Origin of the sequence: Tunturiibacter empetritectus (genome assembly GCF_013410875.1) — a bacterium.
In the GTDB taxonomy this organism is placed as follows: Bacteria; Acidobacteriota; Terriglobia; order Terriglobales; family Acidobacteriaceae; genus Edaphobacter; species Edaphobacter empetritectus.
The window spans coordinates 377,420-401,086 of sequence record NZ_JACCCU010000001.1; the positions used below are offsets into that span (position 1 = coordinate 377,420).

At 56.6% G+C, this 23,667-nt stretch carries 16 protein-coding genes and 1 pseudogene; 10 read left to right on the plus strand and 7 right to left on the minus strand.

Annotation, left to right across the window (positions count from 1 at the left end; all coding sequences use genetic code 11):
• Nucleotides 1–50: 50 nt before the first annotated feature.
• Nucleotides 51–689: a thioredoxin family protein gene (locus HDF08_RS01620; protein WP_179636699.1), complete on the minus strand. Its 639-nt coding sequence runs from the start codon at nt 687–689 to the stop codon at nt 51–53.
• A gap of 176 nt (nt 690–865) precedes the next feature.
• Between HDF08_RS01620 and HDF08_RS01625 the strand changes: the two genes are divergently transcribed.
• The gene (locus tag HDF08_RS01625; protein ID WP_179636700.1) at nt 866–1,342 is read left to right on the plus strand and encodes an HNH endonuclease signature motif containing protein; all 477 of its coding nucleotides are present in this window, start codon (nt 866–868) and stop codon (nt 1,340–1,342) included.
• A gap of 6 nt (nt 1,343–1,348) precedes the next feature.
• Here HDF08_RS01625 and HDF08_RS01630 read toward each other — a convergent pair.
• The 3 genes and pseudogenes from HDF08_RS01630 to HDF08_RS01635 form a co-directional block, all read right to left on the minus strand.
• Nucleotides 1,349–2,671, minus strand: a pseudogene (locus tag HDF08_RS01630) (glycosyltransferase family 39 protein); the annotation flags it as partial.
• 27 nt (nt 2,672–2,698) lie between these two features.
• The gene (locus tag HDF08_RS21555) at nt 2,699–3,199 is read right to left on the minus strand and encodes a hypothetical protein (protein ID WP_257030827.1); all 501 of its coding nucleotides are present in this window, start codon (nt 3,197–3,199) and stop codon (nt 2,699–2,701) included.
• Between the two features lie 124 nt (nt 3,200–3,323).
• Nucleotides 3,324–3,566 (minus strand): hypothetical protein, encoded by a 243-nt coding sequence (locus tag HDF08_RS01635; protein WP_179636701.1) that lies wholly within the window; start codon nt 3,564–3,566, stop codon nt 3,324–3,326.
• A 90-nt stretch (nt 3,567–3,656) separates the two neighbouring features.
• Between HDF08_RS01635 and HDF08_RS22050 the strand changes: the two genes are divergently transcribed.
• The 7 genes from HDF08_RS22050 to HDF08_RS01670 all read left to right on the plus strand — a co-directional run bounded on the left by HDF08_RS22050 (nt 3,657) and on the right by HDF08_RS01670 (nt 14,553).
• Nucleotides 3,657–6,704, plus strand: a complete 3,048-nt coding sequence (locus HDF08_RS22050; protein ID WP_179636702.1) for an IPT/TIG domain-containing protein — start codon at nt 3,657–3,659, stop codon at nt 6,702–6,704.
• Nucleotides 6,705–7,049: 345 nt separating this feature from the next.
• Nucleotides 7,050–10,562: a vitamin B12-dependent ribonucleotide reductase gene (locus tag HDF08_RS01645; protein WP_179636703.1), complete on the plus strand. Its 3,513-nt coding sequence runs from the start codon at nt 7,050–7,052 to the stop codon at nt 10,560–10,562.
• Between the two features lie 106 nt (nt 10,563–10,668).
• Nucleotides 10,669–12,213 (plus strand): anti-phage dCTP deaminase, encoded by a 1,545-nt coding sequence (locus tag HDF08_RS01650; RefSeq protein WP_179636704.1) that lies wholly within the window; start codon nt 10,669–10,671, stop codon nt 12,211–12,213.
• Between the two features lie 432 nt (nt 12,214–12,645).
• Nucleotides 12,646–13,212 carry a cupin domain-containing protein gene (locus tag HDF08_RS01655; protein ID WP_179636705.1) on the plus strand — a complete coding sequence of 189 codons (567 nt, stop codon included), beginning with the start codon at nt 12,646–12,648 and terminating at the stop codon, nt 13,210–13,212.
• 178 nt (nt 13,213–13,390) lie between these two features.
• The gene (locus HDF08_RS01660) at nt 13,391–13,597 is read left to right on the plus strand and encodes a hypothetical protein (RefSeq protein ID WP_179636706.1); all 207 of its coding nucleotides are present in this window, start codon (nt 13,391–13,393) and stop codon (nt 13,595–13,597) included.
• 128 nt (nt 13,598–13,725) lie between these two features.
• The gene (locus tag HDF08_RS01665; RefSeq protein ID WP_179636707.1) at nt 13,726–14,136 is read left to right on the plus strand and encodes a hypothetical protein; all 411 of its coding nucleotides are present in this window, start codon (nt 13,726–13,728) and stop codon (nt 14,134–14,136) included.
• Nucleotides 14,137–14,190: 54 nt separating this feature from the next.
• Nucleotides 14,191–14,553, plus strand: a complete 363-nt coding sequence (locus tag HDF08_RS01670; protein ID WP_373563165.1) for a tetratricopeptide repeat protein — start codon at nt 14,191–14,193, stop codon at nt 14,551–14,553.
• A gap of 45 nt (nt 14,554–14,598) precedes the next feature.
• Here the strand turns inward: HDF08_RS01670 and HDF08_RS01675 are convergent, their stop codons facing one another.
• From HDF08_RS01675 to HDF08_RS01685, 3 genes are all read right to left on the minus strand, one after another.
• Nucleotides 14,599–16,470 carry a formylglycine-generating enzyme family protein gene (locus HDF08_RS01675; protein WP_257030828.1) on the minus strand — a complete coding sequence of 624 codons (1,872 nt, stop codon included), beginning with the start codon at nt 16,468–16,470 and terminating at the stop codon, nt 14,599–14,601.
• A 354-nt stretch (nt 16,471–16,824) separates the two neighbouring features.
• The gene (gene rbsK / locus HDF08_RS01680; protein WP_179636709.1) at nt 16,825–17,769 is read right to left on the minus strand and encodes a ribokinase; all 945 of its coding nucleotides are present in this window, start codon (nt 17,767–17,769) and stop codon (nt 16,825–16,827) included.
• A gap of 24 nt (nt 17,770–17,793) precedes the next feature.
• Nucleotides 17,794–18,783 (minus strand): GRP family sugar transporter, encoded by a 990-nt coding sequence (locus tag HDF08_RS01685; protein ID WP_179636710.1) that lies wholly within the window; start codon nt 18,781–18,783, stop codon nt 17,794–17,796.
• Nucleotides 18,784–19,090: 307 nt separating this feature from the next.
• Here HDF08_RS01685 and HDF08_RS01690 point away from each other — a divergent pair, with 307 nt between their 5' ends.
• Both HDF08_RS01690 and HDF08_RS01695 read left to right on the plus strand, forming a co-directional pair.
• Entirely contained in the window at nt 19,091–20,149 is a 1,059-nt protein-coding gene (locus HDF08_RS01690; protein WP_257030829.1) for a LacI family DNA-binding transcriptional regulator, read from the plus strand.
• 185 nt (nt 20,150–20,334) lie between these two features.
• Complete coding sequence (locus HDF08_RS01695; RefSeq protein ID WP_179636711.1) at nt 20,335–23,619, plus strand: carboxypeptidase-like regulatory domain-containing protein; 3,285 nt, start codon at nt 20,335–20,337, stop codon at nt 23,617–23,619.
• The last annotated feature ends 48 nt before the right edge of the window (nt 23,620–23,667 follow it).

Genomic DNA, 23,667 nt, shown 5'->3' on the forward strand with positions numbered 1-23,667 from the left:
CTTTCTCATATCGTCAATAGATTTCATCGACCAGCCGCGCCAGCTGCCGGTTATTCCTTCCACTTAATATTGCATCCAATCGAGAATCGCTGATTCGTATCAGGTCGTTTACCCGCAAGGACCGCATCCATCGCTGCCCGCAGATCCTGCCCCGTCACTGGAAGGTCGTTGCCTGAATCCCCGCGTCGAGGCCGGCTATCATCCAGCTGCCCACGGTACACCAGCGCCATCTCGGCATCGAACAAAAAGAAATCCGGCGTACAAGCCGCGTCATACGCCCGCGCCACCTCCTGCGTCTCGTCGTACAAATACGGAAAGCGGAACCCAAGCCGCTCCGCCTGCTTCTTCATCTCTGTGGGCGCGTCCTGCGGATAAGCCTCCACATCATTCGACGAGATAGCCGCGATCGCAATCTTTCCCTCATAGTCCTTCCCTATCCGCGCCAGCTCCTCCTCCACATGAATCACAAACGGACAATGCACGCAAAGAAACATCACCAGCAACCCATGCCGTCCCGACGGCGACGTTCCTCCTCCGGTCATTAGATTGTCCGCATCAGACCGGCCATCGTCCCAGCTCGCAGCGAAGACATCATCCCGCCCCACGGCCCTGCCACTCACCACATCTATCAGTTCAAACGCCGGAGCCGTAGCTCCCAATGCGACCATCGCCGACTGTGTCCTGGACATCGTGCCCTCCGCTTCTTCACGATCATAGCCAACTCTGCCCTAACACCACTACCGTCGAAGCTCTTTCTTTCGTCTTCGCCCGCGAAATCTTTCGTTCTCTGCGACACCCTTCCGCGAGCCGGGAACCCACCTCACCATCCCCAAACCCACCGTGAGCGCCTTATCCTCAAGCCAGCATGATCGTCCCACGCACCCTGACCGGCGGCCGCACCACCCGCCACGCGCTCCCGGTCGGCCCAAACAACCTGCCTCTCTGCCGTTGGTGCGAACTCGAAATCCTCGCCAAACGCCGCCGCACCTTCTGCAGCGACTACTGCGTCCATCAGTGGCGTCTCCGTACCGACCCCGGCTACCTTCGTGAGCAGGTCCTCATCCGCGACCGCGGCATCTGCAGCGTCTGCGCCATCGACACCCTCGCCGCCTATGCCGCACTGAAGCGCTCCCGAGGCCCCGCACGCGCCGCCGGCCTGCGCCTCTACGGCATGAAGTCCATCGCCTCTCGCCGCAGCCTCTGGGACGCCGACCACATCCGTCCCGTAGCTGAAGGCGGCGGCCAGTGCGACCTCGACAACCTCCGCACCCTCTGCCTGCTCTGCCACCGCGAAGCCACCGCGCAACTCCGCCAACGTCTCCGCCTCACCCGCGTCTCTTAGTGCACCTTACCCATACGACTGATACTCCTTCCAGAACTCCGGCCACGGCAACCGTGGAGGTCCGCAAAGGAAGATATCCGGGTGCGATTGGCTCTCCTCGTTCTCCACGCCCGCCGAGTTTCCATTATGCCCAGCTAGCCTGCACGCCGAAAACGCCCTATCTGCAGCCTCGCGCGAAAAGCCAACCACAATTAGCGTCGAAGGCGGCGCCGTAGGATACCCTCGCAGCCATGCCGAGTTTGTCATGCTGATCGGCGGCGGCAGATGGTAAGCCGATCCCAGAATCTCCAACGCTCCCTGCTCGCCGTAGTTTCCCACCAGCACACCAACTTCACCTCGCTGCTCGGCCGGCAAAGAATCACGGATCCCTGCAACCGTCTTCACCAACTCATCCCATCCGAACTCCTCCCGCAGGTCGCCATTGTTCTTCAGTGCGAACTGCTTCAGTGGCCCATCCGAAGCCAGGGGCACAATAATCGCGTACACAAGGACCCCATACACTGCCATCCCCGCAAAAGCCACGCTCAACACAACCCGTCGCCAAACCCGGCTAAGAGTCGCGACCCATCTCTCCCCGGCCACTGCACCCATCGCCAGCAGCATCGGATAAGCGGCCGCCAAATAGTACCCACGTCCTTTACCGAATAGAAACAGCGCCAACGGCACTACGTACATCCACCCCAGCATCCGATACCGCTTGTCCCGCAGAAAACAGATCGCTCCAGCGATCCACAACGGCGCCGCCGCCAGATTCGCGCAGATCTTGAACTGGTCCCATACGAAGCCGTTCGCCCGCCCCTGCCTCACATCCCGCGCATGAATGTGCTGCAAAAAATGCATCGAGATAAATCCATGCCGTACCTGCCAGATGAAGTTAGGCGCAAAGATCAGGAGCGCCACCGCCACTCCGCCCCAGAACCAGCCACTCGCAAAGTAACGCCGGGCCGTACTGAGCAGCATCCCACTCACAATCCCCGCGATATAAAACAGGATCGAGTACTTGGTCATCAACCCCAGTCCGACAAAGACTCCGATCGCCAGCCACCACCGCGGATTCTCAGTCTTCAACAGCCGAATTACGAAGTAAGCGATCAGAACCCACCACAGGTAGTCGAAGGAGGAGTATTGAAACTCCGTCCCCTCGAACACCGGCAGCCCGGAGGTCGCCACCGCAAACGCCGCCGCCACCTGCGCCACCCGGCCACCGCCAAGCTCCCGTGCCATCAGCCCCGTCACCACAATCGCCAGCGCCTGCGCAACAACCGAAAACAGCCGCAACCCCACCATCGACGCCCCAAATAACTGCAGCCCCACCCGCTCCACAAACGGGGTAAACGGGGGATACGCGACGAATCCCTAATCCAGATGCCGCGCATCGCTCAGAAACTGAAACTCATCCCGATGAAACCCATACCGCCCGTTCGTCAGCAGATGAACGAGTGCTACCACCAGGGCTATCCCCCACAAGGTTATAGAGTTAGATCGCAAGCCGGCCTCTGGTTGCACAAAACGCTGTTTCGGATTTGTCACTTCCATCCGCATCTCCGTTTGATTATCTGCCTGATTGGTTGTTGTCTTCCAAGCTTTACGCATCACGGTACACGCAAGTTCCGACGGGATTTTTTTTCTGGAGGAGTTTCTCTGGTTTTGCTTGGGGTTTTGGCAAAAAAGGGGGTGCAGAACGTGGTCTTTTGATGGTGAGTTCGTGGTGGATTGCTGGTGAAAGCTGGTCAGCTGACTGTCATTTTTCAGGCTTGAAAAACATGCCACTATTTCCGGATTTATTTCGAGGGGATTCCCATTTTGGGACTGCCCACTTTCCAAGGGGTCAAACGGCAGTCTCGCCCAGCGATCCATTCGCCTACCTGGTCTGTCTTGGTTCTGACAATACGTATGAGCCATAACCTGGAGAAGTATTGTGTTTATTGCTCCTCTCAGGTAATGTCCAGAGGCAATCATTAGCTCAGATAAATTTTCGGAATTACAGGCCTTCGTGTATGAAGAATTGTGTCTCGATTGCAAAACTGCCGAATTTGTACCTGCTATCACTCTCGATTTTCAGCGTAATTGGCAGTCTCGCAATGATCGGTTGTGGGTCCGGGAGTTCGCCGCATTCCTCAGTTGGTCCCAGCTCCGGCACAGGCTCCTCTGGTGATTTCGTTCTCTCCGCCATTGGCTCACCAGCTAGCCTTGTGCCCGGCAGCAGCGGGTCGATCGTCTTCATGCTGGCAGCCATCAATGGATTCAATCAGCCCGTCAATGTGTCCTTCACCGGTTTACCTTCTTCGATGCCGTATCGCCGTCGTCCTTCTCTGTGCTACCTGGCGCACAACAGACCGTTGTCTTCAGCCCGTCGGCAGCAGCAGCCATCGGGAATACGTCGGTTACAGCTCAAGCAACCGCAGGGCTCCTGAGCCATACCATCACCGTTGTGGTGACGGTCATGACTCAACTCCCTCCCACGATGACGGCGCATGCGCCCATTCGCACACGGTATCTACGTACAAACAGTGCCTATGATCCTAACTCGCTGGAATTCGCCCCACCCCACTTCGCTGCATACGACCCGGCCCATCGACAGTTCTTCGTAAGTAACGCACTCCTCAATGAGATTGATGTCTTTGACGCCACTACAGAGTCTCAGATAGCCGCGATCGCAGTGCCCCTCGCCTGGGGTCTCGATGTTGCTCCAACCGGAGATACCTTGTACGTCGCCACTTTGTTCGGGGATATCTACACCATCAATACGAGTACAAACAGCATCATCCAGCGCTATCCTTCAGCATCCATCGGTCCACAAGGCTACGCGCCAACCGAGGTCTTCGTCTTGGCGGATGGACGGCTTGCCCTGCTGGGTGGTGCCGGAGGACTCTCTGTTGATGGAAGCGCCAGCGTCGTAGTCTGGGATCCTCAGACCAACTCTCTCGATTCGGGGACGCCGAATCCTACCGAGCCATTTTTTCCGGGGACCGTCTGCCCCAACATTCAAAACATTGGAGCCTTCGCCGTAAGTGGCGATCGCACGCATGTGCTGGCAGCGACCATCGACTCTGGTGGTGGAGTTCTACCCGTTTGCTCCTACGATCCGATTGCCAAGAAGGCAGCGTTCAGCAAGTACGTCTCCGATACTTTTGTCCGACAGATTATTCCAAGTCCGGATGGCAGTCGCTTCTTTTTGACGTCTAATCTCGACGGCGTCCTGGTCTTTAACGTCGCGACAGTCGCGTTGATCGGCCAGATACCTGGTCCCGCCAGCGATGTCTCCGGTGTTCCGGGTTTACCCAACGCTGCAGGCGGAGCAGTCATGAGTCTCGATGGGAAGACGCTTTATCTCGTCGATCAATCTTTCGGTTCCGTTGCCGCCTTCGACACCACATCCCTGACGCTGCGCAATTGGATTCCAGCATTCAAAATAAGTGACACTCAGGATTTTCTAGTGATTGCGGCCGTCGATGAGACCGGCCTGATTCTTGGGCCAATGGGTCATGGGGTTGGCTTCATCGATGCCGCCGTTACGACCGCAGCCACCTTGGCCGGACCGCTGGCCGTGACTCCATCAACAGGGCCGGAGTCAGGCGGGACACAGTTGCAAATTGCAAATCTATATGTCACTCCGGCAAACGATCCTGGAACGCCGCTTCTTTACGTTGGAGCCTCAGCGGCGTCAAACGTCGAGGTATCGCCAAGCCCGAATAGCAATTCGGCTACCAACCAGATCACGGCTACCACTCCTGCATCCGTGTTCCCGGGCCCTGTAGATATATCCGCAATTTTCAACAATAACGCCGTTGCGATTGCCCCTGAGGCGTTCAGCTATGGCCCTACGATTCTCGAAGTTGTTCCAAATGCCGCAACCGCCGAAGGTGGCACCACTGGTGCGGTGGTTGGATATGGCTTTGGCCAGAACACCACGGGTCTCCAAGTATCTGTTGGCGGGAAAAACGCACCTGTTACCCAGCTTTATCCTGCAGCTCCTTACAGTCCCTATCCCTTCCCGGTGGAGACGCTGCTCTTTACTATTCCTCCAGGAACGGCTGGGTCTTCCGTCGATCTAACCGTTTTTACCCCCACGGGGATCACCACCAGCTCTGGAGTGTTTCATTACGCCGCCCCAGTGACGAACTTCCCCATATCCGCCAATCTTCAGGCCGGATTCTATGACGCGAAGCGCGATCTCTACTTCTTTAGCGATACGTCAAAGATCCAGGTTCTGTCCCGTAAGTCCGGTTGGCAGACGCCGATCTCTCTTCCCGGTACGACCTCCACGTCAACTCTGCTCGCGATTACGGAATCTCCAGACAACTCCCTGCTCGCGGTCTCAGACCTTCATGGGCAGGCGATTTATGTGTTGAATCCAGACAGCCCTTCATCGGCTCAGCGATTCGCTGTGCCCAGTTTCGCCAATTTCACTCCCATTGGCCCTGCCGGCCTTGCGGTGACAAATACTGGGAAGATCTACTTTGACGCCGTTGATCTCGGGGGTACCGGAACTCCTGCATTTTATAAATTGGACACTCTTGCAGGCACATTTACGAGTCTCGGAACCCTTCAGAGTGGGGGAGCGCTCGACGCGGCGAGTCGAGTGCTTCTGAGTTCCGATGGTACCCGCGTCTACTCAGAGGTCGAGGGCGAAGCCTTTTGGCTCGACACTGCAACTGATACTGTCCACTCTTCAATCTCAACCGCCAGTAATAGCGGCGGATATTCTGACCTTGCCCTCTCTGCTGACGGTTCCACACTTGTCACAAACGATGATCTTACCGATTCGTCTCTCAACGCCATCTCGGTGCCAGCCTACATTGACTGGGAGACTTGGCTTCCATCTCCTACATACGGACAGAAGCTCTACTCCGATGGTTCAGTCCTCGTCCAGCCCCTGACTGATGGCATCGACCTGATCTCACGCAACACAGGGCGGCTCCTTTATCGGGTTCAGCTCCCGATCACGGTGGCCCAGGTGTACGATCCAGTCGTTCCTGCCACAAACGTCGGGGTGTACGGCATCATCACTGCGGCAGGCGTAAGTTTCGTCGATCTTTCTGCCTTGCCCATCTCTCCTTCGGTCAGGAATCCATTTTCTCAGGAGATCTCTCAGCATACGGATCCCTCCCACCCAAACAGTATGCCCCTCTCTTATCCCCACCCCCACCTGCTTATGCGCTACGACCTCTCTAACCCCAAAGCCCTCGGCGCGCCCCCCACTTCTAGTTCGGGGCACGGGTTCTTTTTCGCCCAGGGAATGGCGTGTATCCGTGGCAGCCCGATTCTGTGCCTCTTTCCCACATTTCCACCTTCTCTCCATAACCACGCCCCTTGTTCCGGGGCTGGTTTGCGCCTAGTCTCAAACCAGCACCGTTACTGAGCGGTAAAGTCGCCACTGGCGCGTAGATTCTGCAAAATCCACAGCAAAAGCCGCAATTTTCATGGGACAGACACATTAACCCCGCGTAAACAGGGGTATTCGCACAACCAACACAACATGTTGTGCTTTATACTTGACACACCCCATAGGGGGCGTTACTTTCACGACTGCAGCCACGCAAAACACGGCCAAAGTTCCTTACATTTCACGACCCAGAACGCCGCCGGCCATTTGAGCCGGATACATATCCAGCGCTCTCGTCGTTAGTTTTTACCTCCCGGCCGAACGCCTCCGGGAGGCATCGGCAACTCAGATTTTTCATCAAATTAGAAGGAGTACTTCCCCATGGCGACCATCCCCAACCAGACCCACACCCAAGGCCAGAGCGGCACCCAGACCACACCCGGAGCAGCCGGCTTCAAGAACCAGCGCACCCCGGGCCTGACCTTCGATCGCCACTCCACCAAACCCGGCGTCTCCCCCTACGATGAGATCGTCTGGGAGCTCCGCGATGCCATCATCCAGGACTTCAAGGGCAAGATCATCTTCGAGCAGAAGAATGTCGAGGTGCCCGCCGACTGGTCCATGACTGCGACCAACATCGTCGCCTCCAAGTACCTCCACGGCCTCAACGGCTCCGACGAGCGCGAGTCCGGCGTCCGCGCCCTCATCACCCGCGTCTCCGAGTCCATTCGCGACTGGGGCATCGCAGGCGGCTACTTCGCCTCCCAGGCCGACGCTGACACCTTCTACGCCGAGCTCGCCCACCTCCTCCTCAACCAGAAGGTAGCCTTCAACTCGCCCGTCTGGTTCAACGTAGGCTGCGACCGTCTCGAGCCCAACTCCGACGCCCAGAACTGGCACTGGAACGCCACCACCGGCAAGGTCGAGTTCTCCGTCACCGGCTACACCAAGCCCCAGTGCTCCGCCTGCTTCATCAACTCCGTGCAGGACTCGCTCGACTCCATTCTCACCCTCGCCAAGACTGAGGGCATGCTCTTCAAGTGGGGCTCCGGCGCAGGCTCGAACCTCTCCAACATCCGCGGCTCCATGGAGACCCTCTCGGGCGGCGGCACCGCCTCCGGCCCGCTCTCCTTCATGCGTGGCTTCGACGCCTTCGCAGGCGTCATCAAATCCGGCGGCAAGACCCGTCGCGCCGCCAAGATGGTCATCCTCAACGTCGATCACCCCGACATCAACGACTTCATCCAGTGCAAGGTGAAAGAAGAGCAGAAGGCCTGGCATTTGATGCAGGCTGGCTACGACGGCAGCGGCCCCGACTCCGAGGCCTACAGCTCCATCTTCTTCCAGAATGCCAACAACTCCGTCCGGGTCAACGACGAGTTCATGCGCGCGGTCGAGTCCGACGGCAGCTTCGTCACCCGCACGGTGAAGGAGCGCACCCCGGTGAAGGAGTACAAGGCCCGCGACCTCATGCACTCGCTCGCCGAAGCCACCTGGCAGTGCGGCGACCCCGGCATGCAGTTCGACACCACCATCAACAAGTGGCACACCAGCAAGAACACCGGCCGTATCAACGCCTCCAATCCCTGCTCGGAGTACATGTTCCTCGATGACTCCGCCTGCAACCTCGCCTCTTTCAATCTCCTGAAGTTCCTCACCCCCGGCGGCCAGTTCGACATCCCCAGCTACCGCCACGCCATCGAGATCGTCACCACCGCCATGGAGATCATCGTCGACTCCGCCGGCTACCCCACCGAGATGATCTCGAAAAACTCGCACGACTACCGCCCCCTCGGCCTCGGTTACGCGAACCTCGGTGCGCTCCTCATGGCCTTCGGTCTCCCCTACGACTCCGACGCCGGCCGCGACTTCGCCGCCACCCTCACCTCCATCCTCTGCGGCGACGCCTACTGGCAGTCCTCCCGCATCGCCGAAACCTGCCCGCCCCTCGGCGCGGCCACCCCGCTCACCCAGCAGGCTTCCATCGAAGGCGGCGCCTGCCCCGGCTTCTACGTCAACCGTGAGCCCTTTCTCGACGTCGTCCGCATGCATCGTGCCGAGGTCAACAACATCGGCAAGTCCAAGCAGAGCACCGAGCCCTTCTCCGTCCCCCAGCTCGACACCCTCATCGAAGCCTCCCGCCACGCCTGGGACGGCGCACTCGCCCACGGCGAAAAGCATGGCTACCGCAACTCCCAGGTCACCGTCCTCGCCCCCACCGGCACCATCGGCTTCATGATGGACTGCGACACCACCGGCATCGAGCCTGACCTCGCCCTCGTCAAATACAAAAAACTCGTCGGCGGCGGCATGATCAAGATCGTCAACAACACCGTCCCCTCGGCGCTCATCAAGCTCGGCTACGACGAGGCGCAAGTCAACGCCATCGTCAGCTACATCGACGCCACCGGCACCATCGAAGGCGCTCCCGCCATCAAGCCCGAGCACCTCGCCGTCTTCGACTGCAGCTTCAAGCCCTCCAAGGGAACCCGCAGCATCTCCTACATGGGCCACATCAAGATGATGGGGGCGACACAGCCGTTTCTTTCGGGGGCGATTTCAAAGACCGTCAACCTCCCGCAGGACTGCTCCGTCGACGACATCGCCGAAGCCTACATGGAGAGCTGGCGCCAGGGCCTCAAGGCCGTAGCCATCTACCGCGACAACTCCAAAGGCACCCAGCCCCTCAACGTCACCGCCCAGACCGACGATGACAAAAAAGGAACAAGATCGACGAACGTAGCCGGAACCCGCAGCACCAACGCCGTAGCCGCAGCAGCCCCCGCAGCATCGGTAGCGCCCGCAGTAGCAGCCCAGGTCGAGATCGACGAAGCCGTCGAAGCCGCCCGCGCCGCAGCCCGCCAGCAGCTCACCGAGGCCATGGAGACCGCCACCGCCGCCCACGTCCGCATCCACTCTCTTGAAGTTCAGCTCAAGCAGATCGCCGAGGCCGCTCTCCAGAACTCCGACGCCGCAGACTCGCAGGCACCGCCCCGCGCCGTCCGCCACCGTCTCCCTGCCGAGCGCGCAAGCGTGACGCACAAGTTCGGTTTGGCCGGACACGAGGGCTACATCACCGTCGGCCTCTACCCCAACGGCCAGCCCGGCGAGATCTTCATCCGCATGGCCAAAGAAGGCTCCACCGTCTCCGGACTTATGGACTCCTTCGCCACCGCCGTCTCCCTCGCCCTCCAGCACGGCGTTCCTCTCCGTGTCCTCTGCGAGAAGTTCGCCCACACCCGCTTCGAGCCCTCCGGCTGGACCGGCAACGAGCAGATCGGCTACGCCAAGTCCATCATGGACTACATCTTCCGCTGGATCCAGATCCGCTTCCTCTCCGGACACCAGTTCGACCTCTTCGCCGGCCTCACCCCCCAAAATCAGGGCCAGTCCACCATCCCAACCAGCATCCCCGTAGAAGGCACCGTCAACGCCCCCGGCAACCGCATCGAATCGCTCAACCTTAGCGGACCCTCCAGCACCTCGGTCCTCTCCAACCTCAACGCCTCTTCAAATGCCGTCATTCCGAGCGAAGCGCAAAGCGCGGAAAAGCCTGCCCTGAGCGGAGCCGAAGGGAGGAACCCCCGCATCTTGTCCTCCTCCGAACCCGCCCCCAACTTTGAGGAGACTTACCACCCCACCACACCACCCCAGCAGGGAATCGCACCCGAGCCGTCGGCGACCATAGCCAAGGACCTCAGCGCACGCAGCGGACTCGAATCCCCCAACCCCATGTCCCTCGAAGACCGCGGCATCTACCACGCCTCCGACGCCATGAAGTCCATGTACGAGATGGGCGACTCACCCTCCTGCGCCACCTGCGGAGCCATCATGACCCGCAGCGGCTCCTGCTACCGCTGCATGTCCTGCGGCAGCACCTCAGGCTGCAGCTAAGAGCTTCAAGTTAGGTATGGGGCGCGGTGGTTAATCACCGCGCCCCTTTTTTTGAAACCCAAGATATCTATCAACGAAGCTATACACATCGAGTAGAGAGGTCGCGATGTCAGAGAAAACTTTCAGTACAGAGACAAACAATAAGAATGCTGAGCTCGTATTCGGCTTGGTGGCACCGATTGGGACTGATGCAAATCAGGTTGCGGAAAACCTAAGTTCCCAATTAAGGGAATTTGGGTATCAATCCGAGCTGCTGCGGTTGAGTGATTTCATTGAGCCATTTAGTGAAACACTCGGTCTGAATCCTGACTTGGAATTTGTAAATGAGTATGAGCGGATCGACAAAAGGATAAAAGCAGCAAATGAGATGTACAGAGAGTTCAATGCCAATGTGAAAACAGAGGAGAGCAACGCGCTCCTTGCGCTGGCCGCAATTGATCACATTTCAAGTGTACGAAAGAAGGATGCGCCCGACGATGCTTTGCTCGATCGAGCACATATTCTTGTAACGCTGAAGCGTCCGCAAGAGGTCAATTACCTTCGTAAGGTATATGGAATCGGACTACATATAATCGGCGTGTTTGCTACAGAAGAAGACAGGGTTAAGCATCTTCACAGAAGAGGGGTCATGTCACTAGAGCAAGCTTCATCTCTAGTGAAAACGGACGAAGATGACAAACAAGATGGTGGGCAACGGACAGGGGACGCTTTTCATCTGTCAGACCTCTTTCTTGACGTCGGAGGTAATTCCGATGATTGGAAACATCAATTAGGACGTTTCCTCGACCTGCTTTTCTCACATCCGTATAAGACGCCTACGCGCGACGAGCAGGCAATGTTCATGGCGCATGCAGCATCTCTAAGATCTGCCCAATTTGGAAGGCAAGTAGGCGCGGCGATTGCATCTGAAGATGGAGATGTAATCGCAATGGGTTGCAACGAGGTGCCGAAGGCTGGAGGTGGGCAGTACTGGGACAAGGACGACGGTGATGAGAGGGATCATGTAAAAGGGCACGATTCTAACGACCTACGCAAAAACACCATGTTGCAGGAAGTTTTATCGATTCTCCCTGAAAGTTTGCAATCTGATGAAGCCATCAGCGAAAAACTAAGGAAGACCTCCCTCTTTTCCATCACCGAGTTTGGCCGAGCGGTCCACGCCGAAATGGAAGCCATCCTGTCATGTGCGCGAAAAGGAATTTCGACAGTGGGGAAGACTCTATATACAACTACGTTTCCTTGCCATAACTGCGCTCGACATATCGTAGGCGCTGGTATCAAAAAGGTTGTGTATATTGAGCCTTATCCGAAAAGTAAAGCGAAAGAACTGCATGACGATGCCATTAATCTTGGCGGGTTTGGGCGTAACGGTTTGAACGCGCTCTATGTACCATTCGTACCGTTTGTTGGTATCAGCCCAAGAAAGTATCTGGACATATTCACAGTGAAACCGTTATACAGTAGAGAAGTCGACCGAAAACTAAGCACGGGCCAGGCTGTCAAATGGCAAAGAAATAAAACGCCATTACGACTAAAGATGGCATCAATTTCATATGTAGAAAGGGAGACTATCGCGATCTCCCGACTGAATGATTCACTGAAGCAACTTCCGCTAGGTTTGGTTGACTCAAACGGGGAAGCACAGGAATGAGGGTCTATGAGCGCATCTGCCCAAAGCGTACGTCGTGTCCAAGAAATAAGAGAACGATTAAATGAGGCATCTAAAACAGTGGGGAAATGGACAGATTCAAAGCGGGAAAGTGCAGAAGCAACGGTGTATTCAAAGCGGCTAGCTGCATACTACGAGTCGGCACCACCAATAAAGAAGTAAATCCTATCAAGGCGCCGAAAAGCTCGGCGCCTTTTTTTTTTAACTTTCGGGTGCCCTACTCATGCCGGGTGCCCCACCCTACATTTGACGTACCTCTAATGATTAGGTGCCCCATCCTTCGCGCTTCTGCGAAGGATGGGATGTATAAGCTCGAAGAGCCTCATCATAGCGGGCTCCCCATTCTCCATTACTAATCAGCTCTATTCCCCAATCGGTCTATACTCACTCCAAAATCTAAAGAGGACTTGACCGATGACCCTGCTCAAACGCCGTTCGTTCCTCCAGCTCGCCGCCGCAGCCCTTCCCTCGAGCCTGTTCGCCAAAACCCTCCAGTCCCCACCCGCCACCCAACCACAGCCCGCCGTCCCCGTCCTCAGCGGCGGAGACCGCTATGACTTCAAACGCGTCCTCCCCAACGGCACCACCACCTTCAAAGTATCCTCCAAAGACTGTCGTGGCGACTTCTTCGCCATGGAGCACCATCACACCACCAAGGGCGGCCCGCCGCGCCACCTTCACCACGTAGAGGACGAGTGGTTCTACGTCCTTGAGGGCGAATACTTCGTCGAGGTCGGCGGCAAACTCCACCACCTCAAAGCAGGCGATTCCGTCCTCGGTCCCCGCGGCGTTCCCCATGCCTTCGCCTTTGTCGGAGAAGGCTCCGGACGCTTCCTCATCACCTACGCCCCCGCCGGCAGAATGGAAGAGTTCTTCGATACCCGCGACCGCGCAGGCGGTCGAACAACCTACGTCAACGACGCCGAGAAGATGCGAGCCTATGGAATGGAACTCATCGGACCGCCTCTCGCCATCACATAGTCGCGCACCAGTGAGCATTCGAGCGAAGGCGGGTGGCCCATACATCAAATCAACCAATACCTTGGGTGCCCCATTCATGCGGTCTCATCGCATGAGTGGGTTTTCTGGCGCAGCGCGGTTGTCTAGGACGGCCAATGAAAAAAGCGGTACCCTGAATAGAGACAAAGGGCAGGAGACCATGCCTCTATCACCGCGTGAGTTACTGGAAAAAGAGTTGGAGTCCGTCGTGCGAGATATCGATGCGATCGAGTACCAGATCGCCAGCGATCCTCCCGACACCTCTGGCGAACTGCTGCGCCTGCGAGAGATCCAGCGCACCTATCGCGGCATGGCTGCAAGTCTCAGGCAGGCCATTGCGGTGGAAGACTCCCACCACATCGCATGAGTGGGCATTCGCGCCTCAGTGCGAACCTTCGAAGAACCCCCAGCACACAACTCCTCCCAACTCAATTAGGATGGTTCACACGCACCAGCACCGGGCTCCCGTAAATTCATCCCAACCGCGAGACCACGATGAAACTCACCTCAGCGCTCCTGCCCGCACTTCTCCTCTCCTCCGCCCTCGCCTTCGCCGCCGACTGGCACCACGGCAAGCTCATGGACACCGAGAAGATCGAAGTCCCCACCGGCAGCACCACCACCTATAACACCGACGCCAAAGCCAGAAACGGCAGATACTCCGAGAACACCACCGCCCACTCCACCGACGACACCGACACCTACCAGGTCTTCACCATCCAGACCCCCACCAAAACCTACGTCGTCCGCCAGAAGCTCAACTTCCCCTGGTCCAAACCCGCCAACATCGCCCTCGGCGAAGACGTAAAGTTCATGGTTCAAGGCAACAAGATGACCATCCTCGACGACGACCAGAAGCAGCAAAAAGCCACAGTCGTCAAAGCCAGCGTCACTCAAACCCAATAGGCTACGGCTCAGGCTAAAACTTGATGTGCCGGGTGCCCCACATCTCGGCGTTATCTGGGACACCTCTATTACTTTGGGATCGGCGTGAAGCAGGACAAGGCTGCCGCTGAGAGCTGGTACAAAACCGGCGCCCAACTGCACGATCCTGTCGCCTCCTACAATCTCGGCACACTCTTCTCGGTGGATGCGGACCATCCGCATGATCTGCGCAAAGCCGAGGCTTATTTGCACCCATCCGCCGCCGACGGATACATACCAGCAACCCACTCGCTGGGACTGCTCCTGGTCAACCCGCTGAGCTTGCTACGTCTTCACGGGAGGGAGCACCCCTGTTGGAAACCTCAGCGGGCGCAGGTTACTCGAAATCGTCGGCGCTCAGGGAAGAGCAGCATTCTTGCTTGGCGCGTTATGAACTAACGAAGGGTCTCGAATGACCCCCGCTGCGATCCTGTGAGACGCCTTTCATTCTCCGTCCTTCACGCAACGGAAGCCGAGCGCGCCGGACCTGTCATAACTTGGAGCCATCATCAACAGCTTTCCATGGTTATCGTTTCGATAGGCTTGGGGAAAATACCAGATAGATCCCTGCGGCTTGTAGTAGCTTCCTCCGCGCAAAATTCCTCCGCGCGTGTGCTCATCCACATATTCATCGGTCCACTGCCAGACATTTCCGACCATATCCATCACACCGAAGGGACTTGCACCCGACGGGTGCGCATCGACGTTGTCAGGCCCGCGCATAGTGCGCCCGAAGTCTGGCTGCGGCACTGCCTTGTCATCCCAGTGATCGCCCCACGGATAGGTTCTGCCATCCGTTCCCTGAGCTGCAAACTGCCACTCCCATTCGTGAGGCAGGCGCTTACCTGCCCACTTCGCGTACGCTCGAGCGTCCTCAATCGACACCCAGGTCACAGGTTTGTTATCCCATCCCTCGGGATAAGTTCCATTGCTCCAGTCCTTCAAAAAATTGAGATCGTTGCTCGGATGATAGTGCGCTGCATCGAGAAACTTCTTGAACTCAGCGTTGGTCACGGGAAATTTGTCCATGTCAAACGCCTTCAACTTCATAGGATGCTCGTGAAATCTTCGCGGAGTATCTTCCCATGGATATTGAACGTCGACACCAACATCGTCAGAGCCCTCAACCTCAATGCCTTCCACGCGAAATAAGTAGTCGCCACCCGGAATCTTGATCATGCCTTCAGGTGTTGCCGACGCCGGCTTAGTAGAAGTGATCTCTACAATGCTTTGCGGCAGGGTCTTCCACTCGTGTGAAAAACTTGCGAGCTTCGACTCTGTCATTGATTTCATCGTCCCCATCAACTCGTGCATCGCAGCACTCGGTTCACCCACCGTGGCCAGGATCATTCCATATCCGTGCGCTTCAATCGGAAAAGACAAAATCGCGTCACTACCTTCTTTCTCCGGCGTCAGTTCAACCCCGTGATAGAGATCGAAGTAACGGGTGCCCTGTTCGAAGGGAATCGTCATCTGGCGTCCCTGAACGTCGTACTCATTGCGATTGACGATCGTCCACACAGCCTGTCCGTTCAACGGCCATCGGCTGGAGAAGATCCCATAGCGATGCATCGGATAAAGAGGCTCCCACCCTGGGCTGACAAGGAAGGGTGCGACTCCGCGCTCCATCGTCGCCATTCTTCGCGTCGCCTCAGCGTCTCTTGGAGTCACCTGATTCCAGATCCCCCAGACGTTCTCCCAACTCTCCCATCCCTCGCCGTTGAAAAAGGCGTATTGCAGATCATCCGTTTTATCCCGATTCCATCTGCCCTGAATATTCACTTGGTGACGCGTCTCGAGCCACCGGTACTTATCAACCGTCGGCGCAAACTGAAACTTGTACTGACCCCATGTCAGGACGTTCCACGCCAACGCCTCATCAGAAGGCCCATTCTCCGGTTCGAATGCGAGAGGGTGCCCCACCTTTTCGGCAGCAAGCGAGAATGCAAGAGGCACACCATCCTGCGTGTCACCGTTGATGCCGTCCGCATCGATCTCCTTCATGAACTCAGCGGTCGCCTGTGGCCAGGGCTTTCCCGGATCGCGCGTGCCCTGATCCCACATCATGATTGGAAAAAGCACCTTCACTCCGCGTCGATGAAACTCCTCAACCATATTGCGAAGCCCTTCGACCCCGCCCGGCATCGAGCGGACTATATCCTGCTGATTGCGATTGTCGATGCCCATGTTGGGGTAGGTCGCCCAGATCAGCACCGCATCAATCCCGCCGTATCGCTTCTTCAAATCGTCAAGATAGCGATCGACGGTGTATTTACCGGCCACTGGGTCGTAAAAGTAGCGATCGTGCACCATCATCTGCGGCTGTATGAAACTGGATTGAGCCCACTGTAGCGCGGGAAGGTCATACCTTGATCCGTCATAACCGACGCGAATTCGCCGTTCGGTGCGCCAATCCGTTACAGCCTTTATCCACTCATCGTGTGTCTTTGCCGTACATGGCACATTTCCACCCTCCCATGGCATATGCAGCGTCAGACAAGCTGGAGGCGGGATCTGTTGTTCTTTTGGCTGATAGCGCCAGTCCTGCGCCTTCCCTGGCGATGTGAGCCCAGCGGCAAAAAGGCAAAGACATATCAAAAGTGCAGATTGTTTCCGTCCCGTTAGAATATTCACTCTTCCGCCTCCATCTTGCGTCCTGCCGTCTTCGTTCTATAACTCGTTCGCTCCGACGCCCGCCAACATCTGTTCCACCTCAGCCATTCTTGGCATGGAGGTTTGGGCCCCTGTCCGCGTCACGGAAAGCGCCGCTGCTGCTGCGGCGAAGCGTGCGCTCTCGACCGGATCTTTCTTCATCATCAAAGCCGTCGCAAACGCTCCATTGAAAGCGTCTCCCGCAGCTGTTGAATCCACTGCCTGAACCGCAAACGGCTCCAGTCGAGCACTCAATCCATCAGCCGATGCAAGATAGGCTCCGCGCGATCCAAGCTTGAGGACCACCCCTCGAACCCCTTTGCGCATAAGGGTCCGCGCCATCATCACGGGCTCGTCGACTTCAACCTCTCCATCCCCGATGAAGAATGCCGCCTCCGTCTCGTTTGGAGTGAACCAATCGACCTTGTCGAGAAGGTCCTTTGGTAATTGCTTCGCTGGCGCAGGATCGAGAATCAGCGGCACACCCTCACGGGCGCAGATCGTCGCCAGATGTTGAACAGTCTCCGTCGGAATCTCCAGTTGTGTTAGCACCATCCCTGCGCCTCGAAGAATCTCGATCTTTGCATCCAGATCTTCAGGCGTTAACTGTGCGTTGGCGCCTGGCGTGATCACAATGCAATTTTCCCCAGCTTCAGACACGACGATCACAGCAACACCTGAGCTGCATTGCGAAGTTGAGACACCGTCGACATTCACCCCCGCATCTTTCAGGTGCTCTTTAAGCTGCGTACCGAAGGCATCATCTCCGATCCTTCCAATCATCGCGACCGGAAACCCCAGGCGCGCTACTGCAACCGCCTGGTTCGCGCCTTTTCCCCCGGGATGAGTCTGAAAAGCTGTCCCGACGACGGTCTCCCCCTCAGTGGGAATCCGCGCCGTGTACGCGACGAGATCCATATTTATGCTCCCCACCACGACGACTCCCTTCTTTTCAACGGGCATAGGCCTCCTAACTCGCAAACAGGATCAATAAATAGGAGCGAGCGCAATCGCGCTCAATCCGCAGAGGAACAAAATAAACATCCAAAACAGGTAAGTTTTGGCTCGAGCGGGCGCGGTTGCAAATTCCTTCCAGACAAAGACTCCCCACGCGGCAGAGATCATGGTAGCGCCCTGACCAATCGAATAAGAGACTGCCGGCCCCACAATATGAGCGCGAGATGCCACAAAATTTAAGGTCGCGCCCGTACACCAGATCACTCCGCCGAGGATGCCCCAAAGATGCCACGATCCACGTGCCGAAGAGTACCCACTCATCGACACGGGCTGGCTCTTATCCAACGGCTTGCGCATCAACAGGTAGTTGAATGGAACGGCGCATAGAGCGACGCCAATCGTAAAGAACATCGCCACAGCATACGGCCCAGGAGCGCCGTCGCCCAACATGGACCGTGAGACAAAGGGATAGAAGCTACCCATCAACAGACCCGCTGCCAGGCAGATGACGAACCCGCGCATGCTCAGCGATCGGCGTTCCGTCTCGCGCAGCCGGTACGCCATCGCATCAAGAACGATCGCTCCCACGACGAGTGCGATTCCTCCAAACAGCATCAACACATTGCCGCTTGGGGAAATAATGTAGCTGCTGATTGCCCCGACAATAAGCGCTAGCCCGATTCCAACCGGAAATGCAACGGCCAAACCAGCAATCTCGATGGCGGCAACGAGCAGCAGGTTGGCGACATTGAAGAGGATGCCTCCTGTCACCGCTAGTCCGATGTGCGATGAATCCGCCGCCATCATGTCAGCTAGAAAGGGCCGGCCGACGCCTCCCATGCTTCCCAGCGTAAAGCCCAAGATCAGAGCTGCCAGGATCAAACCGATTACATAATCCCAGTAGAAGAGCTGGAATCGATAGCCCGGACACAACTTCATCGTGTTGGCCCACGAACCCCAACAGACCATCGTAACGAGCATCAACGAAAGAGCAATCGCATAGGTTTGAGGCTGAAACAATGGTCGAACTCCTTCTAGATCTCTGCAACCGCTGAAAGTCTACCGTATGGCTGCTTTTGATGAAAGCTTTCAAATAGAAGCCTCCGAAGCATAAAAAGACAGCGGTAGTTTGTCAAGGAAGTTTTCTGCACTCCCTTCAATCGATCGGACAAAAATCACAATCGTTATAAGGTATGCGAGACTCAAAGTATGCCCCGGAGCCGCTCCAATCCTGAGCATCACAGCACCAGTTCAGGCATTCGCCTTCAACGACACGCTCAAAAAAAGCACACGAGCCGGACGAACTCAAATCCGCAGGAGTTAGCGAATGGCAAACATGAAGCAGATCGCAAAGGTAGCTGGTGTCTCACTCGGCACCGTATCCAATGTTCTCAACAAATCTGCTCCGGTGCGCGAAAACCTTCGCAAGCGGGTCATGGACGCCGTCGATGCGGTCGGCTACCAACCCAGCCAACTGGCGCGTGGCCTTCGCCTGGACAAGACCAACATGATCGGCATGATCATTCCAGACGTAACGAACCCCTTCTTCCCGGCCGTAGTTCGCGGCGCAGAGGACGTCGCCTTCGCAAACGGCTATCGCCTGATCCTCTGCAACACCGACAACGACCATTCCAAAGAGATCGTTCACCTCAATGAACTTCGAACGTTCCTTCCGTCCGGTCTGATCGTGATTCCGTCCAACTTCAGTGACCTCACCGCACAGGCCGAGTCGTATCGAAAGTCTGGAACAGCAGTAGTCTGTGTCGACCGTCTTCCCAAAGGGTGGGACGGCGACACGGTTACTGCTGACAACGAGAAGGGAGCTTATGAGGCCACCAGCTACTTGCTTCGGCAAGGACATCGGCAGCTTGCGATGGTCATGGGCCCACGTCACCTGACAAATGCACAAGACCGCCTGGCAGGCTTTAAACGCGCTTTACTCGAAAAAAAGATCCCAATCGGTCCCGAATATATTCAGGAGGCAAGCTTCGACCAACACGGCGGTTACGCGAAGACTATGCTTCTTCTTCGCATGATCCCGAGGCCGACGGTGATCTTCGCAGCGAACGACATGATTGCGTTCGGCGCCCTGCTGGCCTTTCGCGAAGCCGGCCTCCACTGCCCCGAAGACATATCCCTGATTGGTTTCGACAATCTTCAATTTGCCGAGATGACCAGCCCTCCGCTCTCATCCGTATCCCAGCCAGGCTTTCAAATGGGAACCAAAGCCGCTCAAATCCTGATTGATCGCGTCCGCGGCGATGACGGCCCGGCAAAGCATCTCGTCCTTGAAACCGCGCTGAAGATTAGAGATTCGGTGGCTCCTCCTGGCCTGACTTCGGCCCAGAAATCCCCCTCCTCTCGCCGGAGCAAACTTAGCAAATAGTCGACCTTTTCACTGCGATCTGTTGTCTTCGGCGGTCTGCAGATTTTGCCGTTGACAAGATCGCAATGCGTGTTCTAGTCTTCTCGGCGATCTAAATGAAAGCTTTCAAACGGGCCCGACTCTTGAGCGATCTGCCCGAAAAGTGTCGAAAAGCATTTCATAAACCTTCATTTTGGAGAGCCGACATGCGCGAGAAAAAAGGAACACAGCATCTCTGGAGTCGATCCCTCAGCGTATTGGTCCTGTTCTTGGCAGCGGCCACACTCCCAGCAATAGCCCAGTACAGCAGCGGAATCGAAGGAACCGTCACCGACCAGAGTGGCGCCGTAATTCCCTCCGCGCAGGTCACCGTCACCAATCAAGATACGCAGGTAAAGCAGACCGCAATCTCAAACGCTCAAGGCTTCGTCCAGATTCTTCACCTGCCCCCAGGGCGCTACCATACGACCGTTGTCGCCACTGGATTTACCACTTGGGAGCAGAAGGATATCGACATTGAAGGAACCGATGTTCGCTCCATCTACCCCAAACTGCTGATCGGTTCCACGCAAGCCACGGTCGAAGTCACAGCCAACTCCTCCGCAGTCGAAACGACAAGCGGAACGATCAGCCGAGTGCTTGAGAGACAGACTGTCGAGAATGCTCCGCTCGTCGGAGAAAACCTGTACGCCAGCGTAGCTACTCTCGCTCCCGGCGTTACTGGTCTCGGCGGATCATTCGGTGGCGCCAGCAGTTCAGGATCGCAGGGAACAAACAGCTTCAACGCCGAACCGGGCTTTCAAATCATCGGCGCCGGTCAACGTCAGGAGGCCAACGAATATCAAGTCGACGGAACCAGCGTGAACGGCAACTCTCGTGATGGAATCACAAACCTAACTCCAGAGCCTGCTACCGTTGCGCAACTTAAGATCAGCACCGACGTCTTCTCGGCCGACAAGGGAAGACAGAGCGGAGCGTTGATCGAAGTCTTCACCAGGCCCGGAACAAACCGCTTCCATGGTGATCTTTCGGAGTTCTATACAGGTTCGGCGCTGACCGCCCGCACGGAGTTCCAGACTAAGGTTCCTCGCTATCTTCGCAACGACTTCGGCGGATCGGTCGGCGGCCCTATCTTCAAGAACAAGACCTTCTTCTTCGGTTCTCTCTTCTGGAGCAAGAGCAGCCAGGGCGTCACGCTCACTCAACCGATGGAAACGCCCGAGTTCGTCAACTATGTGGAGACGAACTATCCCAACAGCCTCGCCGCGGCCTTCTTCAAAGGCGCACCAGCCGGTGGAATTCCAACCAGCGGCTTTCAAACAGTCAGCCAGATTGAGCAATCGCTCGTTAGCCCTTATCTCCCTCCAGGTATTCCAGGAGATCTTGTTGCTCTGGGAAACGTATCGATCAACCAATCGCCCATCAACAACGGGTTTCAAGGCCACGTACGTCTCGATCATAACTTCCACGATGGCAGCGATAAGCTCTTTTACAGCCTGTTCCGCAACACTACCCAAGGCGGCGTGGCCAATCCCCGGCCCAACCTGGCCTATGTGAGCCCTAACGCGACTTGGTATCACAAAGTCGACTACATCCATACTTTTTCTGCCAGGCTGCTCAACGAGGCCAGTGTTTCTTACGTGCGCGCCGTCGGAGACCAGCCAGCCGCGCCTAATGATCTTCCCAATCTCCCGAATGCTTATCCTGGCGGTCTCGGCGGAGGATTCTCATCCTGGGGTCCATCGGGATGGGTCCACAACAACTGGAACTGGCACGATGTCCTTACCTACGTGCAAGGATCGCATAACATCCGTATCGGTGTAGACGTCGATCGCCAGCAGGATCTCGACAACTTCACTGCCGGTTTGGATCGACCTACGTTTTACTTCACAAATATCGTTGACTTCGCCGTCGACAAACCAAACTACCAGAGCGGTCCAATCGTGAACGTTCAGGCTGGTGGCACAGCACAGAGCCTCTACTCTCGTGTTCTCATGTTGCAGACAGCCCCGTTCCTCCAGGACGACTGGAAGGTCTCCAAGAAACTCACGCTGAACCTTGGCCTTCGCTGGGACTACTTCGGTCATCTCGGCACCGTAAGCTACGGAAAGAATCCTCTGGCGCTATTTACTCCTGGCTCTGGCGGAACAGCTCAAGCTCAGATCGCAAACGGCTCGATGCTCGTCCGTGGTTCAAACGGTCAGGTAGTTGACAATGCCATGTGGCGCTTCGCTCCTCGTTTCGGATTCGCCTATGACGTCTTTGGCGACGGTACAACGTCTATCCACGGCGGATGGGGACTCTTCAACAACAAAATCGGAGACCTGTCATACGTAGACGGAATTCGAACCAATCCACCTCAATTTGCAGACCCCAGTATCAGCATCTACAACGCTGGGACCACCCTGGCAAACTTCTCCTACGGCGCTAGTGCCAGCGGCCCAACTGGATTTGCGCCTCCACCCGGTATCTCGTACGAGGTCGATCCCCATGGCGGCCTCGTCGGAACTCGCATTGGGGTCGGTGGTCTTCAACCCAATCTCGTTCCTCCTGAAGTGCAGGATTGGTCAGTTAGTATTCAGCGAAGCATCGGCAGCAGTGTCGTTATCGAAGCTGATTACTTCGGCACATCCAGCACCCATCTCTACTTTCAGACCGACTCCAACCGCTACGCTGGCGATCTAATTCAACATGATGGGTCACTTTCTAGACTCAACTCCAGCTTCGGTGCCGTCGTCTATGGCCAAAGCATCGGGAAGGCGAATGCCGAAGTCGGAGCATTAGCCATCTCCAAGCGCTTCTCTCGAGGCTGGTCTGTTCATGCCATCTATAACTACGGCAAAGCCTTGGACTACACCAGCAGTAATGACAATGGAGTTGGCGGAGCAGAGAATGTCATCGACGTCAATAATCCACGCCGCAACTACGGCCGCTCCGACTATGACTCACGGCATCGAATCTCAATCGACGCTGTCTGGAATATTCCAGGTGTCGGAAAAGGAATTGAGCACCTGATTACAGGTGGCTGGACCCTCTCTCCCGTCATCGTCCTTCAATCTGGGCAGCCGTTTACGGTTTACACCACGGCCCCTTATCCATCAGGCGACTTCAACGCAGACGGCTATAACTATGATGTTCCCAACATGCCGGCTTTTGGCAGCAATAAGGCGACAAGCCGCTCCGATTTCCTCAAAGGGGTCTTCGCGGTCTCTGACTTCCCGCTACCAGCAATGGGAACCGAGGGAAATTTAGGGAGAAACACCTACAACGGGCCCGGACTGGCCAACACTAACCTTGCCGCAGAACGGCTCTTCCGATTACCGTTCCTTGGTGATGCCGGGAGCTTCCAGGTGCGGGGAGAGATTCTCAATCTCTTCAACAGAGTTAATCTGACCAATCCCGTAAGCGATCTCTCCAATGGTGAGTTCGGCAAATCTACAGACCAGAATCTTCCCCGCACTATTCAGGTGCTTGGCCGGATTCGATTCTGATCACGACTCCGCTGCGTATCAGTAGTGTCTCTATACTGATACGCAGCG

Coding starts and splice junctions, on each gene's coding strand:
- HDF08_RS01675 (WP_257030828.1), bottom strand. CDS start 16,470: ATGATGGTGCACGATCGCTACTTTTACGACCCAGTGGCCGGTAAATAC.
- HDF08_RS01690 (WP_257030829.1), top strand. CDS start 19,091: ATGGCAAACATGAAGCAGATCGCAAAGGTAGCTGGTGTCTCACTCGGC.
- HDF08_RS01660 (WP_179636706.1), top strand. CDS start 13,391: ATGCCTCTATCACCGCGTGAGTTACTGGAAAAAGAGTTGGAGTCCGTC.
- HDF08_RS01620 (WP_179636699.1), bottom strand. CDS start 689: ATGTCCAGGACACAGTCGGCGATGGTCGCATTGGGAGCTACGGCTCCG.
- HDF08_RS01650 (WP_179636704.1), top strand. CDS start 10,669: ATGTCAGAGAAAACTTTCAGTACAGAGACAAACAATAAGAATGCTGAG.
- HDF08_RS01695 (WP_179636711.1), top strand. CDS start 20,335: ATGCGCGAGAAAAAAGGAACACAGCATCTCTGGAGTCGATCCCTCAGC.
- HDF08_RS01645 (WP_179636703.1), top strand. CDS start 7,050: ATGGCGACCATCCCCAACCAGACCCACACCCAAGGCCAGAGCGGCACC.
- HDF08_RS01655 (WP_179636705.1), top strand. CDS start 12,646: ATGACCCTGCTCAAACGCCGTTCGTTCCTCCAGCTCGCCGCCGCAGCC.
- rbsK (WP_179636709.1), bottom strand. CDS start 17,769: ATGCCCGTTGAAAAGAAGGGAGTCGTCGTGGTGGGGAGCATAAATATG.
- HDF08_RS01625 (WP_179636700.1), top strand. CDS start 866: ATGATCGTCCCACGCACCCTGACCGGCGGCCGCACCACCCGCCACGCG.
- HDF08_RS01635 (WP_179636701.1), bottom strand. CDS start 3,566: ATGAAGACGATCGACCCGCTGCTGCCGGGCACAAGGCTAGCTGGTGAG.
- HDF08_RS01665 (WP_179636707.1), top strand. CDS start 13,726: ATGAAACTCACCTCAGCGCTCCTGCCCGCACTTCTCCTCTCCTCCGCC.
- HDF08_RS21555 (WP_257030827.1), bottom strand. CDS start 3,199: ATGGATCGCTGGGCGAGACTGCCGTTTGACCCCTTGGAAAGTGGGCAG.